15 protein-coding genes and 2 tRNA genes are annotated in these 18,975 nt (G+C 33.6%); 2 read left to right on the forward strand and 15 right to left on the reverse strand.

Going from position 1 to position 18,975, the window contains the following annotated elements:
* Position 1: 1 nt before the first annotated feature.
* Both galE and VDP25_RS06040 read right to left on the reverse strand, forming a co-directional pair.
* On the reverse strand, positions 2–1,021 hold the full coding sequence (galE, locus tag VDP25_RS06035) for a UDP-glucose 4-epimerase GalE (protein WP_215928405.1): 1,020 nt from the start codon (positions 1,019–1,021) through the stop codon (positions 2–4).
* 1 nt (position 1,022) lies between these two features.
* Positions 1,023–2,171: a DegT/DnrJ/EryC1/StrS family aminotransferase gene (locus VDP25_RS06040; RefSeq protein WP_334467832.1), complete on the reverse strand. Its 1,149-nt coding sequence runs from the start codon at positions 2,169–2,171 to the stop codon at positions 1,023–1,025.
* Positions 2,172–2,294: 123 nt separating this feature from the next.
* On the opposite strand from VDP25_RS06040, the gene VDP25_RS06045 reads away from it, so the two are divergent.
* Entirely contained in the window at positions 2,295–3,533 is a 1,239-nt protein-coding gene (locus tag VDP25_RS06045; protein ID WP_334467834.1) for a 3-deoxy-D-manno-octulosonic acid transferase, read from the forward strand.
* Here VDP25_RS06045 and VDP25_RS06050 read toward each other — a convergent pair whose 3' ends face one another.
* From VDP25_RS06050 to VDP25_RS06095, 10 genes are all read right to left on the reverse strand, one after another.
* The gene (locus VDP25_RS06050; RefSeq protein WP_334467836.1) at positions 3,534–4,136 is read right to left on the reverse strand and encodes an alpha-ketoglutarate-dependent dioxygenase AlkB family protein; all 603 of its coding nucleotides are present in this window, start codon (positions 4,134–4,136) and stop codon (positions 3,534–3,536) included.
* A 28-nt stretch (positions 4,137–4,164) separates the two neighbouring features.
* A complete protein-coding gene (locus VDP25_RS06055) occupies positions 4,165–5,454 on the reverse strand; it encodes a T9SS type A sorting domain-containing protein (protein WP_334467838.1) in 1,290 nt (429 codons plus the stop codon).
* 70 nt (positions 5,455–5,524) lie between these two features.
* Entirely contained in the window at positions 5,525–6,847 is a 1,323-nt protein-coding gene (locus VDP25_RS06060) for a M20/M25/M40 family metallo-hydrolase (protein ID WP_334467840.1), read from the reverse strand.
* 2 nt (positions 6,848–6,849) lie between these two features.
* Complete coding sequence (locus tag VDP25_RS06065) at positions 6,850–7,695, reverse strand: cyanophycinase (protein WP_334467842.1); 846 nt, start codon at positions 7,693–7,695, stop codon at positions 6,850–6,852.
* A gap of 1 nt (position 7,696) precedes the next feature.
* On the reverse strand, positions 7,697–8,830 hold the full coding sequence (locus VDP25_RS06070) for a PKD domain-containing protein (protein WP_334467844.1): 1,134 nt from the start codon (positions 8,828–8,830) through the stop codon (positions 7,697–7,699).
* 12 nt (positions 8,831–8,842) lie between these two features.
* Positions 8,843–10,189 carry a PKD domain-containing protein gene (locus VDP25_RS06075; protein ID WP_334467846.1) on the reverse strand — a complete coding sequence of 449 codons (1,347 nt, stop codon included), beginning with the start codon at positions 10,187–10,189 and terminating at the stop codon, positions 8,843–8,845.
* Between the two features lie 30 nt (positions 10,190–10,219).
* On the reverse strand, positions 10,220–11,548 hold the full coding sequence (locus VDP25_RS06080) for a RagB/SusD family nutrient uptake outer membrane protein (protein ID WP_334467848.1): 1,329 nt from the start codon (positions 11,546–11,548) through the stop codon (positions 10,220–10,222).
* A gap of 3 nt (positions 11,549–11,551) precedes the next feature.
* The gene (locus tag VDP25_RS06085) at positions 11,552–14,851 is read right to left on the reverse strand and encodes a TonB-dependent receptor (protein ID WP_334467850.1); all 3,300 of its coding nucleotides are present in this window, start codon (positions 14,849–14,851) and stop codon (positions 11,552–11,554) included.
* 119 nt (positions 14,852–14,970) lie between these two features.
* A complete protein-coding gene (locus VDP25_RS06090; RefSeq protein WP_334467852.1) occupies positions 14,971–16,029 on the reverse strand; it encodes a FecR family protein in 1,059 nt (352 codons plus the stop codon).
* A gap of 118 nt (positions 16,030–16,147) precedes the next feature.
* Entirely contained in the window at positions 16,148–16,735 is a 588-nt protein-coding gene (locus VDP25_RS06095; RefSeq protein ID WP_334467855.1) for an RNA polymerase sigma factor, read from the reverse strand.
* Between the two features lie 351 nt (positions 16,736–17,086).
* Between VDP25_RS06095 and VDP25_RS06100 the strand changes: the two genes are divergently transcribed.
* A complete protein-coding gene (locus VDP25_RS06100; RefSeq protein ID WP_334467857.1) occupies positions 17,087–17,533 on the forward strand; it encodes a hypothetical protein in 447 nt (148 codons plus the stop codon).
* Positions 17,534–17,599: 66 nt separating this feature from the next.
* Here the strand turns inward: VDP25_RS06100 and VDP25_RS06105 are convergent, their stop codons facing one another.
* The 3 genes from VDP25_RS06105 to VDP25_RS06115 all read right to left on the reverse strand — a co-directional run bounded on the left by VDP25_RS06105 (position 17,600) and on the right by VDP25_RS06115 (position 18,948).
* The gene (locus VDP25_RS06105; protein ID WP_334467859.1) at positions 17,600–18,604 is read right to left on the reverse strand and encodes a LacI family DNA-binding transcriptional regulator; all 1,005 of its coding nucleotides are present in this window, start codon (positions 18,602–18,604) and stop codon (positions 17,600–17,602) included.
* 142 nt (positions 18,605–18,746) lie between these two features.
* A tRNA-Leu gene (locus tag VDP25_RS06110) sits at positions 18,747–18,830 on the reverse strand.
* Between the two features lie 46 nt (positions 18,831–18,876).
* Positions 18,877–18,948: transfer RNA gene (locus tag VDP25_RS06115), tRNA-Gly, on the reverse strand.
* Between the last annotated feature and the right edge of the window lie 27 nt (positions 18,949–18,975).

Raw genomic sequence — 18,975 nt, forward strand, 5'->3', positions numbered from 1 at the left:
ATTATTTAGTTCTTATTTTTTGTTCCCATTTCCAAGCAGAATCCATTGCGTCGTCTAAGGTCAATTCGGTTTTCCAACCTAAAACCTTATTGGCTTTGGACGTTTCAGCATAAGCCGAAATGACATCTCCTTCGCGTCTATCTACAATTTTATAATTTAAAGATTTCCCAGAAACGCGTTCAAAAGACTGAACAGCCTCTAAAACTGTACTTCCTTTTCCTGTTCCTAAGTTAAAAAACTCAAAATTAGAATCGTTTTTATGATTCAATAATCGCTGTAAAGCCAGTACATGCGCTTTTGCTAAATCTACCACGTGAATATAATCTCTAACACAAGTACCATCTGACGTTGGGTAATCTCCTCCAAAAACAGATAATTGTTCTCGTATACCAATTCCCGTTTGCGTAATAAAAGGCACTAGATTTTGCGGCACTCCAATAGGTAATTCCCCTATTTCTGTTGAAGGATGCGCTCCGATAGGATTAAAATAACGTAAAGCAATAGCATTAACATCTCCATTTACTTTACAGACATCTCTAATAATTTCTTCACCTATTTGTTTTGTATTTCCATAAGGAGATTCTGCAACTTTAACAGGTGCATTTTCAGTAATTGGCAATTCATCTGCTTGACCATAAACCGTACATGATGAACTAAAAATGAAATTCTTAGTATTTAAACCACTTAATTCCTGAAGCATATAAACCAAAGTTGTAATATTATTTTCATAATACATTAAAGGTTCAGCGACACTTTCTCCAACCGCTTTACTTGCGGCAAAGTGAATGACTCCAACAACATCATTATGACGTTTAAAAAAGTCTTGTACGTCTTGTTTTACTCTTAAATCTAATTTTTCAAAATGTGGCTTTTTATTCGTAATAGCAGTGATACCATCTAAAACTTCAATTGAAGAATTGGATAAATTATCTATAATTACGACTTCGTAGCCTTCGTTTTGTAATTCAACAACGGTATGCGACCCAATAAAACCTAAACCGCCTGTTACTAAAATCTTCATATTATTTATTTGTCTGTATAAAATTTAAAACTGTACTCGTGATAAATTCAATTTGTTCATCATCAAGTTCTGTATGCATTGGAAGTGAAATCACAGATTGGATTAAGGCATTGGTAACTGGAAAATCTGATTCGTTATAACGCTCATCCATATACGCTTTTTGTCTGTGCAACGGAATTGGATAATACACTCCACATGGAATATTTTTTGATTGTAAGTGTGCTACAAGAGCATCTCTATCTACTCCTTTTAAATTAAGTGTATATTGATGGAAAACATGATCATCACTACTATCTCCATGCTCTAAACCTGTTGGAGTTACAATATTAGGATGATCTTTAAAAGCTTCATTATATTTTCTTGCTGTGTTTCGTCTGGCTGTATTGTAGCTATCTAAATGCGGTAATTTAGCATCTAAAACAGCGGCTTGAATAGAATCTAAACGTGAATTTACACCAACCACATCATGATGATACCTTTCGTACATTCCATGATTTACGATACCTCTAATTTTATGAGCCAAATCATCATCATTAGTAAAGATGGCGCCACCATCTCCATAACAACCTAAGTTTTTAGATGGAAAAAACGACGTAGAAGCTACATGCCCTATAGCTCCTGCTTTGGTTTTACTACCATCGCTATGTGTATAACTTGCGCCAATAGCTTGCGCATTATCTTCAATGACGTATAAGTTATGTGCTTTCGCTAATTCCATAATGGCATCCATTTCTGCCGGAAGTCCAAATAAATGAACTGGCACAATAGCCTTAGTTTTTGGTGTAATTGCTTTTTCAATCGCAGCGACATCAATATTAAACGTTATGGGATTCACATCTACTAAAACTGGAGTTAATTGTAATAATGCAATAACCTCAACAGTGGCTGCGAACGTAAAATCGGCTGTTATCACCTCATCTCCAGGCTGCAAGCCTAAGCCCATCATGGCGATTTGCAAAGCATCTGTACCATTAGCACAAGGAATAACATTTCTAACTCCTAAGTAATCTTCAAGATTTTTTTGAAATTGATGTACTTTAGGTCCATTGATAAATGCAGCACTTTCCATCACTTCTGCTATCGATGGATCTACAACATCTTTTATTTTTGCGTATTGACTCTGAAGGTCAACCATTTGTATTTTTTTCATTCTAAAGACTACATTTTAGTGTATAATAAAAAAAGCCAAAGGCTCTAAGCGAAAATACAAAATTGTAATGGCTGAGCCAATGCTTTTAATTGAAAGAAATGTATTTTAGCACAAATCTTTTTTTTGAAAGGACTCTATTCCATAGGAATTTACTTAGCAAATTTTGTTATTACAATTGCTTCATTATTCAATTCTAAATTGAAACAGGGAGTTATTGGCAGAAAAAACACCTTTTCAAAACTTAAAAAAACCATTACACCAGAAGACAAAACCTTTTGGTTTCATTGTGCTTCTCTTGGCGAATATGAACAAGGTTTACCTGTTTTTGAAGCTTTAAAAGCTAAGCATCCTGACTACAAAGTCGTACTATCTTTCTTTTCGCCTTCTGGTTATGAGGTTAGAAAAAATGCAAAAATTGCCGATGTTGTAGTTTACCTTCCACTTGACTCCAAAACAAATGCCAAACGTTTTTTAGATTTAGTAAATCCCGATTACACACTATTTGTAAAATATGAAATATGGCCTAATTTTTTACATGAAATTAAAAAACGTGACCTAAAAGCGATTTTAATTTCTGCTGTATTTAGAAAAGATCACATTTTTTTTAAATGGTATGGCAGTTATGCAAAGTCTGCGCTGTTTGCGTTCAATCATATTTTTACACAAGACGAAAACTCTAAAACATTACTTCATCGTATTGGGTATAATACTGTTTCTGTTTCTGGCGACACACGATTTGATCGAGTTTCAAATCAATTAAAAGTTGACAATACAGTGTCTTTTATTGAAGAATTTAAAAACGACAAATTATGTGTGGTTTTTGGAAGCTCTTGGCCAGATGATGATAAATTATATATGGATTTCATAAATTCTAATACTAATGCAGATGTAAAGTTTGTAATTGCTCCACATAATATAAAGCCTAGTTATGTGGCTTCTTTAAAATCACAATTAAACGTAAAAACCATTTGTTATTCAGAATTAACTGAACATCAAAATTTAGCCCATTATAAAGTCTTTGTTTTAGACACCATTGGGTATTTAAGCAAAGCTTATAGCTATGCAGATATGGCTTATGTTGGTGGAGGCGCAGGAACAACTGGTTTGCATAATATACTAGAACCTGCTGTTTTTGGTATTCCAATTCTTATTGGAAAGAACTACGACAAGTTTCCTGAAGCTAAAGAACTTATTAATTTAGGAGGAGTTACTAGTTTGGCAAGTTCTTCAGCCTTTAACGCTTCTTTAAGCGCTTTAATTACTGATGCTATATTGAGAAAAAAGCAAGGTGATATTACTAAATCTTTTATAGACTCTAATACTGGCGCTGTTTTAAAAATTATGGCTTATTTAGAATCTTAATTAATATTCTATAGTTCTAAACGTTAAATTAATCCTTGGTGTTTTTACTTTTTTAGTTGGAGGTAAGCGATGTAACCAATGGGTTTGAGTAGATCCTTTCATCACCAACAAACTGCCTTTTTCTAACTGAACAGAAACGTTTTGCTTAGTCGCTTTATGTTTAAATAAAAATTTACGTTCTGCACCAAAACTTAAGGACGCAATGGCTCCATTCTTTTTTAAATCCTTTTCACCATCACTATGCCAAGCCATACCTTCTTCTCCACTGTGGTACAAATTAAGTAAGCATGAATTAAAAGTTTCTCCTGTTTTGGCTTCTACCATTTGCTTGAGTTCTAAGAGCTCTTTATTCCAAGGTAATGCCGATTTTGTAGTTTTAGAATAGGTATAACTAAATGGTTGATCTCCATACCAAGCTACTTTTCGTTTCGTAATAATTAGTTTTCCAAAAATGATTGCTTTATCATTCTCCCAATCAATATGTTCAAGTAATTTTTTGTAATATTCTTGTGCTGTTTCAACAGTCATTATGGAGCCGTAATAATTAACTTCTCCATCAAATGGTAAAAGATTAGCATCTATTTCAGCATTAAATAAGTCCATTATTACAAATAAATACACCTCAAGCTTTCTATTTCTTCACAAGTCTTACAACTTGAGTAGCTGCATCGCTCTTCAATTGTATAAAATAAATTCCAGAACTTAATGATGTCACATTAATAGTCATATCGGACTGTAATTTTACGGGAATTGTATTTCCTAAAATATCAATAAGTTGAACTGATTTTAAGACAACATCAGATTCTATTTGAATGGTATCTACAAACGGATTAGGATATACTTTAATTTTTGCCATTTCAAATTCTGAAACAGATAAAGAACATTGGGGATTAGTACCAGCTACTGATGTAAAGACACCATTATCTATAGACCAATTTCTCCATTCTCCTCCACTGCCTGTTTCCCAATCTGAGAGATCAAAATAATTCACGCCTGTTTCTGTTCCTGGGACTTTGTAAACTTTGATGGCTTCTCCTCCTCTATTCCAGGTTAAAGGCGAACCCGACACGCAGGTTTCTGGCTCAAAATCTGTGGTACAATTAGCTTGTAAAAAATAAACATACTCATCGTAAGCAGGATACTCTCCATACACGTATGCTTTACCATCTGGTTCAACACACACTGCGGTATATTCATTACAGCCTATTCCAAAAGAACGTGTGCCATTATCTGTTGCAATTCTGGCCAACATTACACTATGTCTTGCTCTTCGGTCTGGGCTGTCGTAATGCGAATCTGTAATCAGATTATTCAAATTTGGTATATCTAAAAAATCATTTTCACCAATAGCGACTCTTGGATGGTATGGATTACTTAAAGCGACTTCACTAGACAAGGTTCCGTATTGTGCTGAAAAATAGTTACCTCCTAAAATAGCCAAACCAGCACTAGTACCACCAATGACTCCTTGTTTGGTATTTACAAAGGTATTTAGCGCATCTTCCATAGCATTATCCTTAAAATAACTGACATAATCGTATTGATCTCCACCAGCAAACCAAATGGCTTCTGCATTAGCTACTTTTTGTAACACATAAGGATCTGTAGCGCCAGCAACGTTATTGATAACAAATGTGGTTACTGAATTAATTGGTGAATTTAAATCTGATGCTAAATCCGTATAAAAATAATCGTTATAACCATCGCTTCCTGATGCTCTAAGGACTACAACATCTCCTCCGTCTGCTTTATTTAAAAACCAAATCATAGCATCTTCTTGTTCTACAGCCCCACCCATTAAACAAACTCCTGCTTCATGATTAGTAATAGCATCTGCATTACTTCCTGTATGATATTCTGTATAATCTTGAGCAAATCCAATTTGTAAACTCAACAAACATAATAGGGTAATTTTTTTCATGTGTTCTTATTTAATATTCTTCTTAAAATGAATGCTTTCAACCTAATCCCTAATACCTCATGCCTAATACCTATTTCAATTTAGAATTCACTAACCTGTACATCAAAACTGCAGTTATTTTTGCTTGTGTTGCTACCGTATTTAAATCTCCGGTTTCATTAATTGTGTGGTCGTCTCCACCTCCTGTAAGCCCTAAACCATCAATTGCCATATCTACATATTCTGAAGTAAACGAAATATCTGCAGCACCAGCATTTCTTGGATTTACAGCTGTGACAGATCCAAAACCTAAATCTTCGCTTACGGTATTATAATATTCTAACAACTTCACATTTCCATCTGTTTTGGTTAATGGTGGATATGCACCTGCTGAAAAGGTTAATTCGGCCTTCGTTTTTGGGTAATTTTCAGAAACTATCTTTTTCATTGTGGCTTTAGCTTTAATCAGTTGATCTAATGATACGGCTCTTAAGTCTCCACGAACAATAGCCTCTTGAGATACCACATTAGATTTTCCAAAAGCATGTCCTCCCGTTCCATCTTCATCGGGTTGTAATGTTGTACCTCCAATAATGAATCCTGGGTTGAAGGTTAAATCTTTTTCTTTGGCTAACTGAACGTAAAATTCATTTAAAATTCTAGATGTTTCATAAATAGCACCTGAACCAATAGCATCTGTAAAAATTTGAGAAGAATGCGCAGGGTTTCCTGTTACTTTGAGTTGCCAATCTGCAGAACCTCTTCTTGAAACCACTATTGTCTTTGGGTTGTTATCGCCATTTTCAAAGCCTAAAGCAATATCTGCGCGTTTTGCGGCATCGATTAAAGCTTTTTTAGACAATTCTAAAGGGTCACCACTCTTTTCTTCGTCGCCTGTCATTACAATTTCTATAGACATATCATCTAAAAGTCCAGCGTCGTGTAAAGCTTGCATGGCTAAAATGATGATAACGTCACCACCTTTCATGTCGGCAACGCCTGGTCCTTTCATGATAGAATCATTAAGCATGGTGTAGTCTTGAAAAGGACTATCTAACTCAAAAACAGTATCTAAATGACCTATCATTAAAAATTTTGGGCCTTTTTTTCCTTTTCTTGTCGCAATTAAATGTCCTGCTCTACCATAAGCATCACCATTAGTCAATTCGGTTTTAAACCCTAATTTATCTAATTCCTTTTGATAGAGTTTTCCCACTTCTTTTACACCTTCAAAATTCATGGTGCCACTATTGATATTGACTGTTTTCTTAATCAACTCAATAGCGTTTTCCGTATGTTTATCTACCGCTTTTATAATGTTTTTCTCTTTTCTATTATTTTGAGAAAAACCTAAAAGCGAAACGCATAAGACAGCAATGAAAAGTGAATTTTTATAATTGGATTTTAAAATCATGTTTAATCTATTTTGAAAGTTTCTCCTGGTAAATATAAGTTCATTATAAGGCCATGAGCTCCAAGTTTATCATTAAATGTGGTTTTTGATTTATCTGGATTTGTAAAAACGACGACCTGAGATTCACCAACCACTTCCATCGTTTTTCCAGATATTAAAATTGCTGTGGATTCATCAATACCAATTCCTGCTATTTCTGGATATTCAATCACCGCACTTAATAAACGATTATATCGACTTCGTTTTACAAAATGCTGATCGACAATAATGTTGGTTATTAATCCTAATCCTGATTTTATTTCAATATTCTCAGATTCAATATTTCTAAAGGTAGAAGAATAATCTGGATGTTTAAGCTCGCTTCCTGTAATCATCATTTCACTCATGACGGCAGCTCCCGCACTTGTTCCAGCAATTAAAGATCCGTTTTCATAAGCTTCGTGAATTAAAACTTCAATTGCTGTACCTTGAACGATATCCATAAATTTATTTTGATCGCCCCCAGAAATATAAATCAATTTTGCGTTTCGGATGGAATCTAATTTTGAAACGGTTAACACTTCGTCTTTAACAAAATTTAAACCATAAACATTATTAACTCCTAACTTATAAAATTGATTAGTTGCATAATATGCTGAAGAATCTGGTATAGAACTAGACATTGGTAACACAATACCGTAGCCTTCCTTATCTATTCCTGATTCTTTAACAATACGATCTACCATAGATGCTGGTCTTGAACCACCACCTATGATAAATAGCTTTCCTTTTGCATCTAAATTTTGAGCACAACTTTGAATTGTAAACCCTAAAAATAGACTAAGCAGTACTATTCTTTTTAACATCATATCACTCCAATTCTCCTATAACAATTCCTCTAGTATCAGCTGAATGTGTAAACCATGCTTCAGGGCTAGAACCATCTAAATTAGCACGCATCATGACATCTGTAGCACGATCTCCCCAATAAATTTTATTGTCATTGGCATCGTAACCAATTCCGTAAACAACGCGACCAATATTAACTGCTAAAGTTGAAATTCCAGTACCATCTAAATTTGCTGATTTTAATCTAATGTCACCAGAAGCAACATATTCATCATAGAAAATTTTATCACCAACAACTAAAATACTTCCTCCTTCTATAGCTGGTATTAATTCAGCCTCTCCTGTACCATCTAAATTCTTAACCCAAACACCTCCATTGTAGTTAATCCAATACAGTTTTCTATTCACTAAATCTATAGAAAGCCCATCGGGATCATTAGTTTGTCCTGTAACAAAATCTTCAACCTGATTCACATCAGAATCATCAATATTACCTCTTTGAATTCCTGAGCTAGTATCCCAATATAATTGGTTGTCTTGGTAATCAATCGCCATTCCATTAGGAGAATCAACTCCGACTCTAAACTCTTCAAAATCGCTACCATCTAAATTAGATCTGTAAATTTTATCTGCTCCATAATCACTTATATAGAGCTTATGATTTACTTTATCCATTACCATCCCATAAGACGATTGCGCCGCAACTCCACTTAATGGTGTAAAAATTGGTGCTTGCGAATTAATTAAACCTTCATAAACTTGAGCTCCATCTGTAAAATAAATAGGCACTCCTGTTGCACTTGGGTCTCTGATGACAATGGTTTTTGTGATTTCATTTATTTCTAAGGATTCAGAAGTTGCAACAACTAAATTCACATTATAAGCTCCTGGCTCTGTATATAGATGTGTTGGATTTTCTTCTGAAGTGGATTGTCCATCACCAAAATTCCAATAATAGGTTACAGAACCTACGGTTTCTGGTACAATAGAATTATTGGTAAATGTTACGGTTGCAGGAGCAAACTCGTCGTTATCTATGGTATAACTATACTCAGGTACTGTACTTGCTGGTGGCACAGGATAATCATCATCGGAACACGACTGAAACATCCCAACGGTAAGCAGTAGAGCCACTATATAAATTAAGTTCTTCATTATTTTAAAGTTTTATTTTATTAATGCAATTCCTCTAGGACTTGAAATTCCTGTTCTTAAAACGACCTTATCTGTACCATCTAAATTAGCAGAGTATAATTCCCCAGAATCACGACCAGACCAATATAATTTACCTGCTTCATGATCGATTTGCATACCGTAGATTCTAGAACCTCCGTCATCAATTGTTTGAATATTGGTACCATCTAAATTGGCTACTTTTAATAATTCTTCATTTTGATCATCAAAATAAATTTTGTCGTTTACGGTGTCTACTAAAATAGCGTAGCCATAATTGCCTGTGATAATAACATTTGGATCTGTGCCATCTAAATTAACTTCGTAGATCTCTTCAATATTAGCATCATACACGTACATTTTGTTATTCTCAACATCTAAAGAAATTGCTCTCCAAGACACTCCTGTCATTGAGAAGAATCCAATTTCTGCACTAGAACCATCTAAATTTGCTTTGGATACATTACCAGCATCATCTACCCAATAAATTTTATTTCCTGCAACATCTAATGTAATGGCGTAAGGATCGTCAATATTTGATGCAATAGCTTCGATACCAGAACCATCAAGATTCATTCTCCATATATTTCCAAAAGGAGTTGTATCAAAATCACTGAAGTATAATTTTTCATTAACGGCATCGTAAGCCATGCCAACACCACCTTTTCCAACGGCATTGTACACATCTTCAACCGTTCCTTGACCATCTAAAATAAGTTTTCTTATATACTCATCTCCGATTGCCATATAATATAGTTCGGCTGGGTTTTCTGGAGCTTCACCAATTACAACTTCTTTTGTCACCGTTTGCGAACCGTACGCTGAACTTGCAGTTAAACTTACCGTAAATGTACCAGCTGACGGAAATGCAAACAATGGATTTTCTTCTGTAGATGTTGAATTATCTGCATCTCCAAACGACCAAGAGTAACTATCTGCACTAATAGACGTGTTAGTGAATTGTACAGGAATCGTTGCTATAAGGGTTTCTTCATCTTCAACCATAAAAGATGCGGCAGGTGTTACTGTAATTTCCATATTAGAAATTGTAGAACCTCCAGCTCCTGTAGATACTAAACTTACTAAAAAGACATTACTAGTATCGTATGATTTTCTAGGCGAAACTTGATTAGACGTTGTACCATCTCCAAAACTCCACGCATAAGCAGTAGCATTTTGCGAATTGTTGGTAAACTGTATTTCTTCACCAACGGCAACTTCGGTTGCGCTAGCTGTAAACTCTGCTTGCGATTGTGGTGGTAATGGATCATCTTCTTCACAAGTAAAAAATGTAAACGATAAAACGGCTATAAAAATGTAGCTTAAAAAATTAGTTTTCATAAAATTTATTTTAATCATGATCGATAGTTTTTAGTATCCTGGATTTTGAACCATTCCAGAATGGTTATTAGTTTGTATTTCGTCTGTAGGAATTGGAAAAAGTGTTTGATTTGTACTAGTCACATTTGGTAAAACAGCTATGGCGCGATCTGTTCTTACCAAATCGAACCAACGTTGCCCTTCAAAAGCAAACTCTATACGTCTTTCTTTTTCAATGATTCGTTGTAATTGTGGAATCCCAGATTCTGATGTTGGTTGTAAATTGGCTCGTAATCGTATGTCGTTAATATCCGATTGTATTGCTGAAACTATTGGACTTGGTAAATTGGCCTCTGCTTCTGCTCTTACCAAATACATATCTGCTAGTCTTAAAACAATAAAGTTATCTGCTCCCAAGCTTAAATCATCGTATTTTATGGCATATGCTTGATCTCCTTCAAAAGCTAAACTGGCATTAAATCTTTCGTCATTTGCTTCATAAGCATCTAATAAATCTTGAGATGGCTCTACTTCTCGTCTTCCGTTAAGCGCTGTTGGAAAATTATATTCTGAAATACGGTTTCTTTCCAACTGTGAAAATGAAATTTCGAAAATAGACTCTGCCGATTCATCATCGGCGAAAATGTCGCTATAATTAGGTAAAAGCGTATAACCTCCGTCTGCAATAACTTCTGAAGCTAATGTTTTAGCCTGAGGATAATCCTTTTTATATAAATATACTTTTGCCAATAAGGCTTTTGCTGCATATTTAGATGCTCTTACTTTATTCGTAGAAGGAGGTAGGTAATCTGAAGCAAAAATAAGATCGTTTATAATTTGACTATAAACTTCTTCGACACTATTTCTTGGTACATCTAAATTTCCTGTACCAACCGTTGGTGTGACTTTAATAGGAACTCCTCCAAAATAGTTTAATAAATTGAAATGATTTAAAGCTCTAATAAAATACAATTCTGCTAAAGCGACATTCTTTTCTTCTTCTGTCATGTTTGCAATAGATGGGACTTTATCAATCACGTTGTTTGCAACGTTAATTCCATCATAAGCAATACTCCAAATGCCATCTACAGATCCATTTTCTGGCAAAATGCTGTTGTTATCAACTTCTGCATATTCTGTTGCTGTAGCATCAATTGGGTGCGATAAATTATCTGAAGCTAAATCTGAAAATATACTAAACGTTCTTCCGTAATAACTTAGACTTTGAAACGACGCATAAGCTCCTAAAATACCTTTATCTATATCTTCTTTTGTTTTAAAGGCATCTTCTGCTGGTACCGAGTTTTGAGGTTTTACCTCTAGCACCTCACACGATAAAGCTGTAACTAAAATTAAGGTTATATAAATGATCTTCTTCATGATTTAAAATTTTAAATTAACACCTAATGTGAATACTTGCGCTTGTGGATAGGTAAAGAAATCTGTTCCTATAACAGAGTTATCATCACCTCTATAATTCACTTCTGGATCTAAGCCAGAATAATTGGTAAACGTGAATAAGTTTTGTGCACTTGCATATACTCGTAGACTAGAAAACATGGTTTTTTCCATAATGCTTTTGTCTAACGTATATCCAATGGTTACGTTTTTTACTCTTAAATAAGAACCGTCTTCAATAAATCGAGACGACACACGTTTGTTCTGTGCAGATGCAATAGGATCTGTTGTTGCTCTAGGAATATCAGTAATATCACCTGGTTGCTGCCAACGCCTTGTTATATCTGCAACTTGATTATCTCCACCTTGTAAAGACTCTAAGAATAATCTAGAACCATTAAACACATCGTTTCCATAAGATCCTTGTAAGAATATTGAAGCATCAAAACCTTTATAAGTGAATGTATTGGTTATACCATAAATAAAATCGGGATGCGGATTACCTACAATTGTTCTGTCATCTGAAGTAATCTCACCATCAAAATTAGTATCTGCATAAACAATATCTCCTGTTGAAGGATCTACACCTAAAGACTTATAACTATAGAAAATACCAATAGGCTGCCCTTCCATAATTCTATTTCCACCTCGACCAATATCATCAATTGGTTGATTGTTATAAAGCTCTAACACTTTATTTCTGTTACCTGAAATATTGAATTGCGTATTCCATGTAAAATCTTCTCCAATAAAATTTTGTGTTGCTATAGATAACTCAATACCTTTATTTTCTACTTTACCTACATTTTCGGTTATTGAAGAAAACCCTGAACTTGATGGTAAAGGTCTACTTAATAATAAATCGTTGGTCTGTTTGTTGTAGTAATCGGCAGTTAATGTAATTCTGTCTTCAAACAAACCTACATTAATACCAACATTAAATTGTGCTGTACTTTCCCATTTTAAATCTGGGTTAGGAATATTGCTTGGGTAAATTGCTGGCTGACCGTCATAAGAGGTGTTTCCGTATAGCTCTGAAAATAAAAACGGACTGATATCATCGTTTCCTGTAAGTCCATAACTCACTCTTAATTTTAAATCTGAAACAAGATCTTGATCTTGTAAAAAATCTTCTTGAATTATTCTCCACGCTAATGAAGCTGCAGGGAAAAATCCGGTTCTGTTATTCTCACCAAATTTTGTAGAAGTATCAAAACGACCTGTAATAGAAGCAATATATTTATCATCGTAATTATAATTTAATCGCCCTAAATACGATCTTATACCTTCGTCTGACGCATTAGCTGTAGCAGATACAATTGTTGCTGCCGAACTAATATATTCTAAATTATCATCGGCAAAATCTTGACCTCGAATAAAAGACGATCTGTATTGGTATTTTTCAAATGAATAACCAACCAAAGCTTCTAATTTATGTTTATTAAATTTCTTTTTATATTTTAAAAGGTTATTTGATACAATGTTAGACACATTAGAATACGTTTCAAATCCTAAGCCATTATACTTTGCTCCTTGAACTGTTTTTGTAGATTCATAAGCATGTTCTCTAAAATTTAAAAAATCTACTCCCCATTTTGTGGTAAAAGTTAAATCTTCAATAATATCCCAATCTAAATACACATTAGAGTTCGTTCTGTATGAAAAATTTTGATTGATGGCTTCGTTTGCAATTGACACGGCATTAGAATAAGGTCCACTTTGGTTGTAAGAACCATCTTCGTTATAAACCGAATAAATGGCAGGAGTAGAAATACCGTTTGGTAATGGACCATGCAAAGTTTGATCGCTTTCAACTCGATTTGTTTTAGCATGTGTTAAACCTATACTTGTTCCTATTTTAACTTTATCTGACAATTGATGATCGACATTAACACGTGCATTAACACGTTGATAATCTGTCCCTATTAAAATGCCTTCCTGTTCTAAATATGTTCCGCTAATAAAATATTGTGTTTTTTCGGAACCTCCTCTTGCAGAAGCTTCATAACTATTAATAGAAGCTGTTCTAAAAATAACGTCTTGCCAATCGGTATCTATAGTGTTATTAGCTATATCTTCTGGAGTAAAAACAGTTGTTCCAGCCAAATCGTTTCTGTATTCCATCCATTCTCTAGCGTTTAACATATCTAATTTATTCCATGCTTGTTGCACACCAGAATATACATTAACACTAACTATAGATTTTTGTTCCTTACCACGTTTTGTAGTAATTAATACAATACCATTAGACCCTCTAGCTCCGTAAATAGCAGTTGCAGACGCATCTTTTAAAACACTTATAGATTCAATATCACTTGGGTTTAAATCTGAAAGCGCACTTGCCCCTTGACCAGAATAACCAATACGACCAAAATCTCCTGAAGTTACGGGAATACCATCAATAATATAAAGTGGTTGATTAGAGCCACTAATTGAACTTAATCCACGAATTCTTACCGACATTTCTCCGCCTGGTGTTCCTGAATTTTGTTGCACTTGTACACCTGCGGCCTGACCTTGAAGAAGACCATCTACAGAAGGAATTGGTAAATCCTTAACTGAACTGGATTTAATAGAAGACACGGCATCACTCAACAATGATTTTTGTTCTGAACCATAGCCAATAATAACAATCTCATCTAAGGCAGCACTATCTGCTATCATTTTTACCTCAACTGTGGTTTTATCGGTAATATCAATTTCTTGAGTAGCAAAACCTAAATACGAAATCACAATAGTTGTTGTGTTTTCTGAAACTGTTAAGCTAAAATGACCATCAAAATCTGTAGCAACACCAATATTTGTGCCTTTGACTTGAACTGTAGCCCCCATTAAAGGATTACCAGTATCGTCAAGAACTTTACCTGTAATGGTTTTTTCTTGTTGGTTTGTTTTTATGTGACGTCCTTGGTCTAAGCTACTAAGATTTTCCTTAACAACTATTTGTCTGTCGTTTACTTTATAAGTAAGATTGGTACCTTTAAGTGCTGAATCTAAAATGGTAGTAACAGATGCATTTTTCACATTTAAGGTCACATTATATTTTAGAACATTGTCTTTGTAAAAAAATATAAATTCACTTTTACTCTGTATATCCCTAAATAGTTCCTCTAACGTTACGTTCTTTACGTTTACATCTATTTTTGTCTGTGCAATTGTAGTATTTGCAAAAGCAGAACTCAGACCAATGGTTATTAATAGTAGAAAGACTCTCATAATATTTACCAAATTGTATCTTAAAGATTTTACGCTTCGCAAAGCATAAAGGTTCTCGTTTTTATTCATAATTTTGTTTTAGTGGTTAATATTGCTGTTTAATACAGTTGTATTGATTTTTTTAGCTAGAGGATGTTGGCGCATCTTCTAGTTTTTTTGGTTCGGTTTTACTTCAAATCATTTGGTTTTTAGTTAATAATTAGTTTTTTATTGGTTGTTAATTGATAATTGAATTGAGAAGATTCTGCTTCTTTAATGATTTGCATTACATGTTCTAAATCTTGATTCACATCTAAATATCCCGAAAATGTTTGGTTCGCTAAGTCTTTATCAGTGATAGAAATTTCAACATTGTAATAACGCGACAGCTTTTTCATTATCGTTTTTAAAGCATCATTTTTAAAGATAAAAACACCATCTCGCCAAGAAAAATAAGTTTCGACATCTACTGTTTCAGTATGAATCGTTTTTGCTTCTTTATGATAGGTAGCCAGTGTATTTGGTGTAATTTTTAATTCACTTTGAGAAGACAACAAATTAGTATTCTTATAATGAAGATTTATACTTCCACTTTTAAGTATGGTAAAAACAGCATCATCATCGTCATAATTACTCACGTTAAAAACGGTTCCTAAAACTTCAATATCTTGATTTTTTGATTTTACAATAAAAGGTTGATGCTTATTATGTGTTACATCAAAAATTGCTTCTCCTTCAAGGTACACCTCTCTATTTCCCTTTAAAAATGTTGCAGGAAATATTAATTTAGAACCAGAGTTAATCCACACTTTAGTGCCGTCAGACAATACAATTTCTGAGCGTTTTCCGTAAGGCACAATTAGAGTATTGAAGACCATTTCTTTTGATTCTTCAAGTTTTTGATTTACAGATTTTGATTTTCCGATAGCTACATTTTCACCATTATTAGAATAGATTATTTCTAAATTTTCATCTGTTATTTCAATGTTTTTATTGTCGTTTAATATCAGTTGTACTTCATTGGTCTGATGATCACTTGTTGAAGAATTAACGAAACTTTCAATTGGTGAATCCGTTTGATTTTGATGATTAAAAATTCCTATAGAAACTAGCAATAGTATTGACGCAGCTGCAAATCGAAAGGCATACTTTTTTATACGCCTTTTTTGAGCATAAGTGTACACAGAACGTTCTATTCTGTGCTTTAATTTAGATTTCTCTTCCTTAGAAATCTGACTAAAATTGATATTAGATTTATTATCTTTCATTCTCTTGTACGACTTATTGAGGCTAAAGCTATCTTTGAGTATTATATAAATATTTATAGCTTCTTTACCTTAATAAGTAGAGAATAGACAATCCATAGACAAAAAAATATAAGAAATTTTAAAAAAATGTTTTAAGAATACAAAACACCCCAACTAACATATTCTTTCTTAGCGTTTTAATTGCTCTATACACTAAGGTTCGTGAAGTTTGAACTGAAACATTCATAATTTGAGCAATCTCTTCGTAATCGCGTTCTTCTGTAAATCTTAGAAACAAGCCTTTACGTTGTTTTTTACTAAGTGAATTTATAGCTTTAGATAATTTATAGGTTTGCTCGTTATTAAATTCTGTTTCTATAATTTCTTCTTCAATAGAGTTTGAATATTTATTGATATACACATCATCATTAAACATAAAAGCCTGATCTAAAAGCTCTCCTTTTAAAGAACTTATAATTTGATTTTTTAACGATCTAAATAAATAATACTTTACCTGATCTGTATTGGCTAAATTTTTTCTGTACTTATAAAGATTTAAAAACACATCGTGAATACTATCCATTACAACAGTCTTATCTGCACAAAACTGCACACCATAACTAAATAACTCATCAATAAACAAGTCGTACAAACCTCCTAGAGCATCAATATCACCATCTTTAAGCTGTGCCCACAATATAAGGTCGGTATCTTTATTTAATTTCAATATTAAGTAAGCTTTATTGGGTTAAAAAGTTGTGTTTTCATTAAAATTATAAAGTTTCAATTATAAATCAAAGATTTTACAATAACTGCCATTTCCTATTGACAACTTAAACTCTAAAACATTGAAGGTATTCTATTTTAAAGAAGTACAAATAAAAAATTATTAAAATATCAACTAACGGAAGAGTTCTGTCACACAAATTTGTAAAAATTTATCTAAAAAAAGTCCAAAACCAATAATCTAAACGTATATAGCACAGATGCGCGTCGAAAAAATCGGCAAATTATATTATTAATTCGCTTAAATTGCTATTTTCGTGCATTAACATAAATTAACACTAAAACTATTAAAATGAAAAAAGTTGTATTAAGTTTAGCACTTGTTGCTGTATTAGGATTGTCATTTACATCTTGTAGAGAAACTGCTGATAAAGCTGAAGACGCAGTAGAAAACGCTGCTGACGCTACAGGAGATGCATTAGAAGATGCTGGTGACGCAATTGAAGATGCTGTTGATGATGCTGGTGACGCTTTAGAAGATGCCGGTGATGCTATAGAAGATGGCGTGAACGACGCTACAGACGCTGCAGGTGATGCAGTAGACAACGCGACAGATGCCGCAGGTAATGCAGTAGATAGCGCAAAAGATGCTGCTGGTGATGCTGTTGACAACGTTAAAGATGCTGCTAAAGATGCCGTTGATGGTGCTAAAGAAGCTGGTGCAAATGCAGTTGACAAAGCTAAAAAGACTGGTACTGATGCTGTAAACAAAGCTGCAGATAAAGTTAAAGGAAACTAATATCCTTTTAAACCCATAAGAAGAGCCTGATAAAAATCAGGCTTTTTTTGTGCCTTATTTTAAAATTTACTTTGTAGACTCGCTTAATTTAAGTTCGCTTGGAACAACAATAGTCTGCGTTTTAAGAGTTTGATCTTTAACGCTATCTATTAACAACTTAGTAGACATTTCTCCAATTTTATGTGCTTTTTGGTGAATAATTGAAATTTTAGGACTTGATAATAACTGGGTATGGTCATAACCAAATCCCACTACAGATAAATCTTTTGGAATTTCTTTCCCCAATCTTTTAGCCATATTAATTGCTACAATCCCAGTAATATGATCTATAGACAGAATAGCATCTATAGATGTATTGTCCTTTAAATATGCATATATTTTCTTTTCAACCTCAATATCAACGGCGTTATCTAACTTTAAAATATTAGGTGTTAACTTATAATCCTCTAAAGCTTTTGAGTACCCACTTATTCTGAGCTGACCAACACTAAGTTCTTCAATATTACTAACCAAAAGAATGTTCTTACGTTTTTCGTTAACTATTAAATGTTTAGTAGCTTCATATACCGATTGAAAATCATCTACAATTACCTTATTACACTCAATACCATTAACCACCCGATCAAACATTAAAACAGGAATCTTACTTTTTATAATAGCTTCTATATGATCTGTCTGATTTTTTACTTGACTTTCTCTTGCTACAGCAATTATAAATCCATCAACACTTCCATTAGACAATAAGCTAAGGCTTCGTTTTTCTTTATGTAAGGTTTCATTAGAAAGACAAACGATAATATCATAATTATTATTTGTTGCTGCCATTTCAATACCATGTAAAACTTCAGCAAAAAAAGGATTTGTAACTGTTGGAAGTATTACACCTATAGTTTTAGATGTATTATTTTTAAGCTGTTGTGCTATTCTATTGGGCTTATAATTAAGTTTCGTTGCTAATTCCTTAACACGTATTCTTGTTTTTTCACTAATTTCATGACTATCATTTAACGCCTTTGAAACCGTAGATACGGAAATATTTAAAAGTGCGGCTAATTCTTTGAGTGTTGTCATAAATAGTTCTATTTTAAAAGAAAAAGGTATAACCAAAATACTCTTTTTCAAAATTTATTTTGCAATAGAGGCAAATCAAGATTGTTTTTGGCTATTTTTTAAAACAAAAAAAGTCGAAACTTTCGTTTCGACTTTTCATCTGTACTGAAGACGGGACTTGAACCCGTACGTCCTAATGGACATTGGATTTTAAGTCCAACGTGTCTACCAATTCCACCACTTCAGCATCTTGATTACAGACTGTAATCAAATTGGTATTTTTATATCATCAGAGCGAAAGATGGGATTTGAACCCACGACCTCCACCTTGGCAAGGTGATGCTCTACCCCTGAGCTACTTTCGCAATTTTTAAATGAACTTTTTCGCTTCA

Origin of the sequence: Winogradskyella sp. ECml5-4, from assembly GCF_036903175.1 — a bacterium.
Classification (GTDB): domain Bacteria; phylum Bacteroidota; class Bacteroidia; order Flavobacteriales; family Flavobacteriaceae; genus Winogradskyella; species Winogradskyella damuponensis.

Excerpts from the sequence above, each read along its gene's own strand:
- VDP25_RS06075 (WP_334467846.1), bottom strand. The coding sequence starts at position 10,189 with ATGAAAACTAATTTTTTAAGCTACATTTTTATAGCCGTTTTATCGTTT.
- VDP25_RS06100 (WP_334467857.1), top strand. The coding sequence starts at position 17,087 with ATGAAAAAAGTTGTATTAAGTTTAGCACTTGTTGCTGTATTAGGATTG.
- VDP25_RS06085 (WP_334467850.1), bottom strand. The coding sequence starts at position 14,851 with ATGAATAAAAACGAGAACCTTTATGCTTTGCGAAGCGTAAAATCTTTA.
- VDP25_RS06065 (WP_334467842.1), bottom strand. The coding sequence starts at position 7,695 with ATGATGTTAAAAAGAATAGTACTGCTTAGTCTATTTTTAGGGTTTACA.
- galE (WP_215928405.1), bottom strand. The coding sequence starts at position 1,021 with ATGAAGATTTTAGTAACAGGCGGTTTAGGTTTTATTGGGTCGCATACC.
- VDP25_RS06055 (WP_334467838.1), bottom strand. The coding sequence starts at position 5,454 with ATGAAAAAAATTACCCTATTATGTTTGTTGAGTTTACAAATTGGATTT.
- VDP25_RS06050 (WP_334467836.1), bottom strand. The coding sequence starts at position 4,136 with ATGGACTTATTTAATGCTGAAATAGATGCTAATCTTTTACCATTTGAT.
- VDP25_RS06040 (WP_334467832.1), bottom strand. The coding sequence starts at position 2,171 with ATGAAAAAAATACAAATGGTTGACCTTCAGAGTCAATACGCAAAAATA.
- VDP25_RS06060 (WP_334467840.1), bottom strand. The coding sequence starts at position 6,847 with ATGATTTTAAAATCCAATTATAAAAATTCACTTTTCATTGCTGTCTTA.
- VDP25_RS06090 (WP_334467852.1), bottom strand. The coding sequence starts at position 16,029 with ATGAAAGATAATAAATCTAATATCAATTTTAGTCAGATTTCTAAGGAA.
- VDP25_RS06070 (WP_334467844.1), bottom strand. The coding sequence starts at position 8,830 with ATGAAGAACTTAATTTATATAGTGGCTCTACTGCTTACCGTTGGGATG.
- VDP25_RS06105 (WP_334467859.1), bottom strand. The coding sequence starts at position 18,604 with ATGACAACACTCAAAGAATTAGCCGCACTTTTAAATATTTCCGTATCT.
- VDP25_RS06080 (WP_334467848.1), bottom strand. The coding sequence starts at position 11,548 with ATGAAGAAGATCATTTATATAACCTTAATTTTAGTTACAGCTTTATCG.